General features: G+C 57.9%; 6 protein-coding genes, 2 rRNA genes and 1 pseudogene (1 of these 9 cut by a window edge). All 9 read left to right on the top strand.

The genetic code is table 11. The features are described from left to right. Nucleotides 1-1,683: ribosomal RNA gene (locus tag R9B85_RS06595) — 23S ribosomal RNA — on the top strand (it extends 1,210 nt beyond the left edge of the window). 143 nt (nucleotides 1,684-1,826) lie between these two features. Further along, nucleotides 1,827-1,942: ribosomal RNA gene (gene rrf / locus R9B85_RS06590) — 5S ribosomal RNA — on the top strand. A 355-nt stretch (nucleotides 1,943-2,297) separates the two neighbouring features. Beyond that, nucleotides 2,298-3,941, top strand: coding sequence for an acetolactate synthase large subunit (locus tag R9B85_RS06585; protein ID WP_112253416.1), 1,644 nt, complete (start codon nucleotides 2,298-2,300; stop codon nucleotides 3,939-3,941). A 145-nt stretch (nucleotides 3,942-4,086) separates the two neighbouring features. After that, nucleotides 4,087-6,024: a flavin monoamine oxidase family protein gene (locus R9B85_RS06580; RefSeq protein WP_112253417.1), complete on the top strand. Its 1,938-nt coding sequence runs from the start codon at nucleotides 4,087-4,089 to the stop codon at nucleotides 6,022-6,024. Nucleotides 6,025-6,168: 144 nt separating this feature from the next. Further along, nucleotides 6,169-7,065, top strand: a pseudogene (locus tag R9B85_RS06575) (nitrilase family protein). 10 nt (nucleotides 7,066-7,075) lie between these two features. Further along, complete coding sequence (locus R9B85_RS06570; protein ID WP_207879220.1) at nucleotides 7,076-8,230, top strand: hypothetical protein; 1,155 nt, start codon at nucleotides 7,076-7,078, stop codon at nucleotides 8,228-8,230. Next, a complete protein-coding gene (locus R9B85_RS06565; RefSeq protein WP_423770914.1) occupies nucleotides 8,227-9,216 on the top strand; it encodes an asparaginase in 990 nt (329 codons plus the stop codon). The genes R9B85_RS06570 and R9B85_RS06565 overlap by 4 nt, the downstream gene beginning before the upstream one ends. A 92-nt stretch (nucleotides 9,217-9,308) precedes the next feature. Then, nucleotides 9,309-9,860, top strand: a complete 552-nt coding sequence (locus R9B85_RS06560; protein ID WP_112253421.1) for a UPF0149 family protein — start codon at nucleotides 9,309-9,311, stop codon at nucleotides 9,858-9,860. 5 nt (nucleotides 9,861-9,865) lie between these two features. Next, nucleotides 9,866-10,423, top strand: a complete 558-nt coding sequence (locus R9B85_RS06555) for a UPF0149 family protein (protein WP_112253422.1) — start codon at nucleotides 9,866-9,868, stop codon at nucleotides 10,421-10,423. Nucleotides 10,424-10,585 lie beyond the last annotated feature (162 nt).

Below are 10,585 nucleotides of genomic sequence, written 5' to 3'. Positions count from 1 at the left end.
TTGAGAAGCTTGCTGGAGGTATCAGAAGTGCGAATGCTGACATGAGTAACGACAATGCGAGTGAAAAACTCGCACGCCGAAAGACCAAGGTTTCCTGCGCAACGTTAATCGACGCAGGGTTAGTCGGTCCCTAAGGCGAGGCTGAAAAGCGTAGTCGATGGAAAACAGGTTAATATTCCTGTACTTCCAGTTATTGCGATGGAGGGACGGAGAAGGTTAGGCCAGCCTGGCGTTGGTTGTCCAGGTTTAAGGTGGTAGGCTGAAATCTTAGGCAAATCCGGGATTTCAAGGCCGAGAGCTGATGACGAGTTGCCTTCAGGCGACGAAGTGGTTGATACCATGCTTCCAAGAAAAGCTCCTAAGCTTCAGATAACTGGGAACCGTACCCCAAACCGACACAGGTGGTTAGGTAGAGAATACCAAGGCGCTTGAGAGAACTCGGGTGAAGGAACTAGGCAAAATGGCACCGTAACTTCGGGAGAAGGTGCGCCGGCGAGGGTGAAGGACTTGCTCCGTAAGCCCATGCCGGTCGAAGATACCAGGCCGCTGCGACTGTTTATTAAAAACACAGCACTCTGCAAACACGAAAGTGGACGTATAGGGTGTGACGCCTGCCCGGTGCCGGAAGGTTAATTGATGGGGTTAGCGCAAGCGAAGCTCTTGATCGAAGCCCCGGTAAACGGCGGCCGTAACTATAACGGTCCTAAGGTAGCGAAATTCCTTGTCGGGTAAGTTCCGACCTGCACGAATGGCGTAACGATGGCGGCGCTGTCTCCACCCGAGACTCAGTGAAATTGAAATCGCTGTGAAGATGCAGTGTATCCGCGGCTAGACGGAAAGACCCCGTGAACCTTTACTATAGCTTTGCACTGGACTTTGAATTTGCTTGTGTAGGATAGGTGGGAGGCTTTGAAGTGGGGACGCCAGTTCTCATGGAGCCATCCTTGAAATACCACCCTGGCAACTTTGAGGTTCTAACTCAGGTCCGTTATCCGGATCGAGGACAGTGTATGGTGGGTAGTTTGACTGGGGCGGTCTCCTCCCAAAGAGTAACGGAGGAGTACGAAGGTGCGCTCAGACCGGTCGGAAATCGGTCGTAGAGTATAAAGGCAAAAGCGCGCTTGACTGCGAGACAAACACGTCGAGCAGGTACGAAAGTAGGTCTTAGTGATCCGGTGGTTCTGTATGGAAGGGCCATCGCTCAACGGATAAAAGGTACTCCGGGGATAACAGGCTGATACCGCCCAAGAGTTCATATCGACGGCGGTGTTTGGCACCTCGATGTCGGCTCATCACATCCTGGGGCTGAAGCCGGTCCCAAGGGTATGGCTGTTCGCCATTTAAAGTGGTACGCGAGCTGGGTTTAGAACGTCGTGAGACAGTTCGGTCCCTATCTGCCGTGGACGTTTGAGATTTGAGAGGGGCTGCTCCTAGTACGAGAGGACCGGAGTGGACGAACCTCTGGTGTTCCGGTTGTCACGCCAGTGGCATTGCCGGGTAGCTATGTTCGGAAGAGATAACCGCTGAAAGCATCTAAGCGGGAAACTTGCCTCAAGATGAGATCTCACTGGGATCTTGAATCCCCTAAAGGGCCGTCGAAGACTACGACGTTGATAGGTTGGGTGTGTAAGCGCTGTGAGGCGTTGAGCTAACCAATACTAATTGCCCGTGAGGCTTGACCATATAACACCCAAGCAATCTGCTACGCAGATTGTGGTGGTGAAGACGAAACGAACCGAAAGTTCGCACTGCTCACAAAAGCACCACAAATATCGCATATCCGAATTCGCTGGGCTGTCCATCTGGACATTCTGGCAACAGAATTTCTTGACGACCATAGAGCATTGGAACCACCTGATCCCATCCCGAACTCAGCAGTGAAACGATGCATCGCCGATGGTAGTGTGGGGTTTCCCCATGTGAGAGTAGGTCATCGTCAAGATTCATTTCGCAAAACCCCTATCTGCTCATGCAGGTAGGGGTTTTGTCTTTGTGGCCCGGAAGCCACAGGCCTGCACAACCCTTCTCTGTGGGAGCGGGTTCACCCGCGAACACCGGCAAAGCCGGTGCCATCCACCGCGCTGCCTTCTTCGGGCGGTTCTAATCTCCGCTGCCCAACGACCGCAAAATACCCCGGCTGCGACAATATTCCCGTCACATTCACGTGACTTTCCCGCGCCCACCCTACGTCAAGACTTTGGTTCGGAGCACTCCTGTCTCCGGGCCGAGCGATGCCAGCGTACCGTGCTGTGCATTTCCGGACTTTCACCGTCCCATCACTTGAGGTAGCAAGCAAGATGGCCAAGGCCGCCGATGTCGTTGTGCAATGCCTGGAAAACGAAGGTGTCGAGTATGTGTTCGGCATTCCCGGTGAAGAAAACCTCGACCTGCTCGAATCCCTGCGCAAGTCGAAGATCAAGCTGGTACTGACCCGTCACGAGCAGTCCGCGGGCTTCATGGCCGCCACTTACGGTCGCCTGACCGGCAAGACCGGCGTCAGCTTGTCGACCCTTGGCCCTGGCGCCACCAACCTGGTCACCGCCAGCGCCTACGCCTACCTGGGCGGCATGCCGATGATGATGATCACCGGCCAGAAGCCGATCAAGAAGTCCAAGCAGGGCCGTTTCCAGATCATCGATGTGTGCGGCATGATGGACCCCATCACCAAGTACACCCACCAGTTCGCCTCCGCCGACAACATCCCGGCGCGTATGCGCGAAGCCTTCCGCCTGGCCGAAGAAGAGAAGCCGGGCGCGGTCCACCTGGAGCTGCCGGAAGACATCGCCGCCGAGCAGACCGAAAGCCTGCCGATCCCGCCTAGCCTGAGCCGCCGTCCGCTGGCCGAGCACAAGGCCATCGAAGCCGCCGTGGAAAAACTGCAGAAAGCCCGCAGCCCTATCCTGGTAATCGGTGCCGGGGCCAATCGCAAGATGACTGCCAAGGTCCTCAAGCAACTGATCGACAAGACCGGCATCCCGTTCATCACCACGCAGATGGGCAAAGGCGTGGTCGACGAGCGCCATCCGCGCTTCCTGGGCAACGCTGCACTGTCGTCCGGTGACTTCGTGCACCGCGCCGTCGAAGCTGCCGACCTGATCGTCAACATTGGCCACGACGTGATCGAGAAACCACCATTCTTCATGGTTCGTGGTGGCACCGAGGTCATCCACATCAACTTCCGCTCCGCCGAAGTCGATGCCGTGTACTTCCCGCAGGTGGAAGTGATCGGCGACATCGCCAACGCCGTATGGCAGATCAGCGAAGCCCTGACCGACATCACCCATTGGGACTTCACCCGCCTGATGGCGATTCGTGAAGCCAACGAAGCGCAGATCGCCGAAGGTGCCGACGACAACCGCTTCCCGGTGTACCCGCAGCGCATGGTTGCCGACATCCGTCGCGTGCTGCCGTCCGAAGGCATCGTCGCCCTGGACAACGGCATCTACAAGATCTGGTTCGCCCGCAACTACAAGGCGCACAAGCCGAACACCGTACTGCTGGACAACGCCCTGGCGACCATGGGCGCCGGCCTGCCATCGGCCATGGCCGCGCACCTGGTGCACCCGGACCGCCCGGTGATTTCGGTGTGCGGCGACGGCGGCTTCATGATGAACAGCCAGGAGCTGGAGACTGCAGTACGCTTGGGCATGCACATCACCGTGGTGATCCTGCGTGACGACGGCTACGGCATGATCCGCTGGAAGCAGGCGAACATGGGCTTCACCGATTTCGGCCTGGATTACGGCAACCCGGACTTCGTCAAGTACGCCGAAGCCTACGGAGCCAACGGCCACCGCGTGGAAAGCGCCGAAGGCCTGCTGCCGTTGCTCGAACACTGCATCAAGACCCCGGGCGTGCACGTGATCGACTGCCCGGTCGATTACAGCGAAAACGACCGCATCCTCAACAGCGAGCTGCGTGAGCGCGCGCTGGCGGTGTAAGGCGTAACGGCTTTATTGACATCAATCCGGCCATCACAGCGATCTCACGATCCTGCGGTGGCCGGTTGGTGCTAATTAACAACCTCTTCACGCATCTCGTGATTGATCATTCTCATGTTCTCAACTCATAGAGAACACGAGACCGATGACCATCGGCTCTACACACAACCATCCTGCTGATCTGACTATCGAGCCATCCCTGCCCGTAAAGCCGTGGGCTGCGCGTTACCCTAATCCTCCTGATCTTTGCTTTGATTATCGGCGTCTACTCGAACAAGAGGGCGGAGTCGCATGCGCCACTCAACCGGATCATCGGATCTGTATTGTCGGTGCTGGTGTTACCGGGCTAACTGCAGCCCGTGAATTGCTACGTTGCGGCTTTACCCGTATCACTTTGATCGAGCAGTCCAGGCGTGTGGGCGGGCGCCATCTCACGCTGGTAAATAACGCAGGAAATCAAAAGCAGCCTGTAACCCCTTTTGAAATGGGCGCCATGCGCATGCCGTTCTTCAACAGGACTGGCGAACCCCCGAAAGATGGGCGCTCGCTTATGGCCTATTACGCCAAGCTGTTCGAGCTACGAATTTCCGATTTTCCAAATCCCGGGACACCTTGGGTGAATGCCACTGGAATATATCTTCGTGACGGGCAATTAGAGGGTAATAGAGACCCTGTGCTGTTGGTCTGGCGCAATCCTGAAGGAAACACACCACCCCCCACTGCGATGCTTCAGCAGGTCTACGATAAATGGCGCCATTTTGCGGAGCAGTTCGCCGAGCGTATTGCAGCGGGTTATGGCACTGAAAGCTGGGAATCGATGTGGTCGGCGATCGTCGAGCGCTACCATCGATTATCGTTTAGAGATCTGGTGCATTTACCAGCTCTTGCGGCTTGGGACCCTGCAAACCCTGGTGATTTTGGTGGTCTAGGTATGAGTGGCGACGAGTCGGCCATCTTCTATTCAATCGGGATTGGAGACGGTAGCTGGGGAGCGTTTTATGATGTCTGCTGCCTGTACCCGCTGCGCACAGCAATCTTTGGCTTTAGCAGTCACCTACAGTTGGTGCATGGGCGTGTTGACCAGGACGGTATGCCTTACGTTGCGCCCCATCTTGAAGCCAGCAGCGTCCCTGACAGTAAAGGGTTGATGTTTCAGGGGCCCGCCTATATCGGGCTTGCGGCGATGGACGAAAGCCTCATGTTTCTGGACGCCGGGATGGGCGGCTCCTCGCTGTGTGACCACCTGCTGCAACGAGATGATGGGTTACTAACCGACACTTCGGTCTGTTCCCTACAAAAGCTGGAGGATGGTCGCATACGGGTCGGATACCGTTGGCATTGCAGTGATCCGGTGCAGGGGAACGTCCAATATGAAGACTTCGACAGTGTGATCTTGACCATCCCTTCCTGGCTGATCGAAACCAACATCCGCCTCGACGGTTTCAGCCGTCAGATGTTGCCGCAGACGATCTTGGATGCCTGGAAGCATGCTCACTGGGAGACGAGCTGTAAGGTCTATGCCCCGCTGAAGAAGAGCTTCCTGGACCGCAACCTAGCTTTTCCGCAAATTCTGGTCACTGACAGTTTCGTTCACGATGTCTATGCCTATCGCTACAACGACCATTACGCTGATGACTGCATCCTGCTCAGTTACACCTGGGAAGACGATGCAACGAAACTGGCCGCGTTCTCAGATGAGGAACTTGCCCACAAGTGCGTGAAGGAACTCGATCGGATCCTCCTTCGCTGCAGCAACGTGGCTGAACCCATATCGCCTTATATCGATACCCGCAACATTCGCATACAGCGTTGGATGACTGATCGAAACGCGCTTGGCTGCGCAAAGTTGTATCGGGCTGGGACCTATTACGATGCAGTGAGCCTGATGAAGTACAACCGTGATCTGAGTGCCAGTTCAGGATTGTATCTGGCTGGAGAGTCCTTCTCTGTTGACGCCGGCTGGACCGAGCCGTGTCTACGCACGGCGCTCGATGCGGTCATCAACCTGTGCAACAGAACATCGGCATCGTTCAACGGTGGCTTTACCCTGAACCACTACCCACATTATCAAGCTGGGAAATAGCTGCATCCGGGAGTTTTTGTGGGGAATTTCCTACTGGAAGACCTCTCTTGTCCTTCGATCCCATAGGAACTCCCCGACTGTCACTCCCCAGCCCAACCCCGCTTTACTGGCGCCCTTCCAAAACAACCATAAAAGGAAGCCGCCATGTCCGAACATTGCACGTCCGTCAGCCCTGTACGTATCGCCGTCATCCAGTACGACCCTCAGGTCGGGCTGGAGAATTGCGATGGCAACCTTAGCAAGGGCCTGGCATTGGCCCGGTGCGCGGCGCGTGAAGGCGCCAACCTGATCGTGCTACCCGAGTTGGCCAATACCGGCTACACCTTCCACACACGGGCAGAGGCCTATGCCCATGCCGAAATGCTGGAGGAGGGTCGCAGCCTGAAAGCCTAGGCGGATTTCGCCCGGGAGTACCAGGTCTACCTGGCTGCGGGTTTTGCCGAACGCGAGGGGCTGAAACTCTACGACAGTGCCGTACTGTTCGGTCCGAAAGGCTTGCTCGGGCATTACCGCAAAGCCCACCTGTGGAACCAGGAAAAGCTCTGGTTCACCCCTGGCGACCTGGGTTTCCCAGTGTTCGAGACACCGATCGGCCGTATCGGCCTGCTGATCTGCTGGGATATCTGGTTCCCGGAAGTGCCGCGGCTGATGGCCGCGCAAGGCGCCGACATCATCTGCAGCCTGAACAACTGGGTATGGACGCCACCACCGCTGTTCGATGAAGCAGGGCGCTGCATGGCGTCCTACCTGACCATGACAGCGGCGCACGCCAACAACCTCTACATCGCTGCCGCCAACCGCATAGGTAGCGAGCGGGGCGGTCGCTTCCTTGGCTGTTCACTGATTGCCGGTACCAATGGCTGGCCCATTGGCGAGGTGGCCAATGCAGAGGAGGAGTGCATTCTTTACGCCGATGTCGACCTCAGCAGCGCCCGCTCGGCGCCGATCTGGAACAGCCTCAACGACCTGCCGCGCGACAGGCGCACCGATCTTTACGATGCGACGCTTGGCTATCGCCTTCATGCACCTATGCCTCGCTGAGGAGTTGCACATGAAAACGCTACTCTTCCCCAACCGGCAGCGTTCGTCGGTGTTGATCCTTGCCTGTCTGCTGGTGCTGCTGGTTGCCAGCCTCGTACAGGGCCAATGGCCGGACTACACGCAACTGGCCGCGACGCTCGATCAGCCGCTCAGCCGCCTGCGCTGGATAGTTGGTGATATCAGCGAAGTGGCCTTCTACAAGCATGAGTTGCCTGCCCTGGGCTTGCTATTGGGAGCTTGCCTGGCGCACTGGGCCCACGTGCGCGGGTATCGCTGGCACGGCTTTGCCATCTGCTACGGCAGCGGATTATGGCCGTGGGTGTTCACCAGTTCGCTGCTGGGCTTGTTGCTCAGTCACGCGTTGTGGGGATGGACATTGGCCAGTGGCACCTGGCAACCGACCTTCGTTGCTTTCGTATCGTTGCCAGCAGCCATGGTGCTGTTGTTTGGTGCGGGTTGGCGGGTGACCATCAGCGGCGCACTGCTGGGAGCGCTGTTGGTAACACCAGCCAGCCTGCTGATGGTCAACTACCTGTGCTATCCCCTGCAGTTGCCGGTGGTAGTCGGCAACGTAAGTGGCATGGCGCTGGCAAGCGTGGTGGCGTTCATGCTGTGCTGGCACTTTCCATCATGGGTACGGCCCAGCCATCCGCCCACCACACATGAACCCGTTGCGGCCCAACCCGACTACGGTGTGTTCTGGACCCTGCGGCGTGTACTGGCCGATTTCAGCGAAGCGCCATTCTTCGGCAATGAACTGGCCAGCCTCGGGCTACTGCTGGGGGTGTTTCTGGCTTACATGCTGGCCCCCGCTGCGCCGGTCTACGGTTCGCTGCTGCTGATTCCGATGGTTGCCGGGCAGGCGCTGGCATCACTGGTAGGTGTCGTGTTCTGGCGTCGCCAATGGCAGGCGCGAGGCTGGTACCCCACTTACATTCCCATCGTCTCGATCGTCCCTGCCGCTGTGCTCACCCACGGTGGAGGCTGGCAAGTGGTCGTAGCCAGTGCAGTGCTGGGTGCGCTGGTAGCGCCACCGTTGGCAGTGGCCATCAGTCAGCGCTTGCCAGCCTACATGCATGGTTACATCGGCAATGTAGTGTCGATGGCCATCAGCACACTGGCGATCGTTCCGCTGGTCGGGCTGCTTGCTGGAGGTGGCGTATGAAAGCGCATGCAAACCTGCCCAGGTTGTCGATCGCCAGCCTGGGAGGGACGGTGAGTATGCGGACAAGTGCAAGCGAATGCGGGGTGATGCCCAAGCTTGACTGCGCTGAGCAACTGGCCGAGTTGCCACAGCTGCGTGAGATGGCCCATCTTGAGGCTGTCACTCTGGGCCTGCTCCCCAGTGCCTCGCTGGGCTTTGCGGCGATGCTCGAGGTGCTGGCCTGGGCCCGGGGCGAGGTGGCTCGTGGAGCACACGCGGTGATACTGACCCAAGGTACCGACAGCCTCGAGGAAACGGCGTATTTCCTTGATCTGCTCTGGCCGTTCGATGTGCCATTGGTAATGACCGGTGCCATGCGCGCGGCCAGCCAGCCGGGCAACGACGGCCCGGCCAATCTGCTGGCTGCGGCGCAGGTGGCATTGGCGCCTGGCAGTCGTGGTCGCGGTGTTCTGGTGCTGATGAATGATCAGGTCCACTGCGCTGCAAGGGTTCGCAAGACGGCAAGCCTCGCGATGGCTGCATTCGAATCGCCCGGGTGCGGAGCACTGGGCGATGTTGTGGAAGGTGTCGTGGTATATCGTCAACCGCCAGTCCCACGAGTGGTGCTGCCGTTACCGCATCGTACCGAGCATCGGGTTGCAATGCTGGAAGCGTGCCTGGACGCAGATACGGCGTTGTTGAAGGCTGTAGCGACACTGGGCTATGAGGGACTGGTCATAGCCGGTTTCGGTGCCGGTCACGTTTCCGCTAGCTGGTCCGAAGTGCTTGGCCATCTCGCGCCCACCTTGCCTGTGATTGTTGCCACCCGCACAGGCAGTGGTCCCACAGCCTCGGCCTCCTACGGTTTTACCGGAGCCGAGATCGACCTGCAGGCCAAGGGGGTACACATGGGCGGGCAGCTCTGCCCGCGCAAATGTCGTATTTTGCTGTGGCTGTTGATCGGCACGGGCAGGCAGCAGCAGCTGCATGGCTGGTTGCCACGTTAGATAATCTGCCCGCGTAGCTGCAAGCGCGGGCAGCCCTTCGGACGTTGCTGTGCTAGGGTGCACACACTTTTGCTTCCCAGGATGTCCACGCCATGCTCCCCCCTCTCAGCGAAAAAGAACTCGACCGCCTTGAAGACCTGCTGATCACCTACGGCAATGACTACTCGGTACTCAACCTGGCCGAGCTCAATGGCTTTTTCACTGCCCTGGCCAGCTCGCCGACTACCGTCATGCCTGAACAGTGGCTGCCTGCGGTGGCCGGCGGCAAGGTGCCGAAATTCAAGAAGCCGGCGCATGAAGAGGCGTATACGGCATTGATGCTGCGCTATGCCAGCCAGGTGGCGGAGGAGTTGGGCGACGATGTCGACCACTTTGAGCCGCTGTTCGAAGAAAGCGAAGGCGAAGAGGGCAATGTAATCATCATGGAGGAGTGGTGCTTTGGCTACATGCGCGGCACCCAGGTCGCCGGCTGGGCCGAGCTGCCGCCGGAGCAGGACCAACTGCTCAAGGCCATTTCGCTGCATGGGCTGGAGGACAACTTCGAGCTATTGGACCAGATGAGCGAAGCGGATATCCAGGCCTGCGTGCCTCAGGTGACCGAGGCGGCACGCAAGCTTTACCGTTACCACCGGCTGCAGGATTGACCTCTATGAGTAACCCCATCACCGACCAGGAGTTGGACGAGCTGGGAGAGCTGCTTTTCAAGTATGGCAATGATGACGCGATACTTGATGTCAGTGAACTCGATGGCTTTGTGAATGCCCTATGCAGCTCGCCGCATCTGCTGCCACCAAGTGAGTGGTTGCCGGAGGTTTCTGGCGGCAAACTGCCTCGGTTCAAAAGCAAGGCCCAGGCTCAGCGCTACACGGATTTGATCATCAAGTTTTACAACACCGTCGCGATTATGCTCAGCGAAGCCACGGATGAGCTGAATCTGTTCTTTGAGGTCAGAGATACTGCGCAGGGCGAAATTGTAGTGCTTGAAGAGTGGTGCTTCGGGTACATGCGGGGTGTTCGTTTGGGACGATGGACAGAATTACCTGCCCATCTTCAAGAATATCTCGACGCTATTGCCTTGCACGGTTCGGAGGAAAATTTTTCCGTCCTGGACAAGATGAGCCTCGAAGAACACCAGGCCACTGTGCCGTTGGTGGTTGATGCTGTGCATGTTCTTTACCTCTACCAACGGCAGCAGCGATTGGGTTGATTTCTCTGATTTAGCAGGGACCTGTGGGAGCGGCTTTAGCCGCGAACACCGGCGCAGCCGGTGCCAGGCACCGTGTTGGATTCTTCGCGGCTAAAGCCGCTTCCACGGGAGGGTGTAATGCTTTTGGAGCGGGCTTGCCCGCGAAGAGGGCAGAAGCCTGAG

It is taken from the genome of Pseudomonas sp. NLJ1, assembly GCF_049486705.1.
GTDB lineage: Bacteria > Pseudomonadota > Gammaproteobacteria > Pseudomonadales > Pseudomonadaceae > Aquipseudomonas > Aquipseudomonas inefficax.
The sequence above is the reverse complement of the archived record's forward strand: the minus strand, read 5'-3'. Positions and strand labels throughout refer to the sequence as shown.

Bases quoted from the DNA above. Each gene is read 5' to 3' on its own strand.
- R9B85_RS06580 (WP_112253417.1), top strand. From the start codon at position 4,087: ATGACCATCGGCTCTACACACAACCATCCTGCTGATCTGACTATCGAG.
- R9B85_RS06565 (WP_423770914.1), top strand. From the start codon at position 8,227: ATGAAAGCGCATGCAAACCTGCCCAGGTTGTCGATCGCCAGCCTGGGA.
- R9B85_RS06560 (WP_112253421.1), top strand. From the start codon at position 9,309: ATGCTCCCCCCTCTCAGCGAAAAAGAACTCGACCGCCTTGAAGACCTG.
- R9B85_RS06555 (WP_112253422.1), top strand. From the start codon at position 9,866: ATGAGTAACCCCATCACCGACCAGGAGTTGGACGAGCTGGGAGAGCTG.
- R9B85_RS06585 (WP_112253416.1), top strand. From the start codon at position 2,298: ATGGCCAAGGCCGCCGATGTCGTTGTGCAATGCCTGGAAAACGAAGGT.
- R9B85_RS06570 (WP_207879220.1), top strand. From the start codon at position 7,076: ATGAAAACGCTACTCTTCCCCAACCGGCAGCGTTCGTCGGTGTTGATC.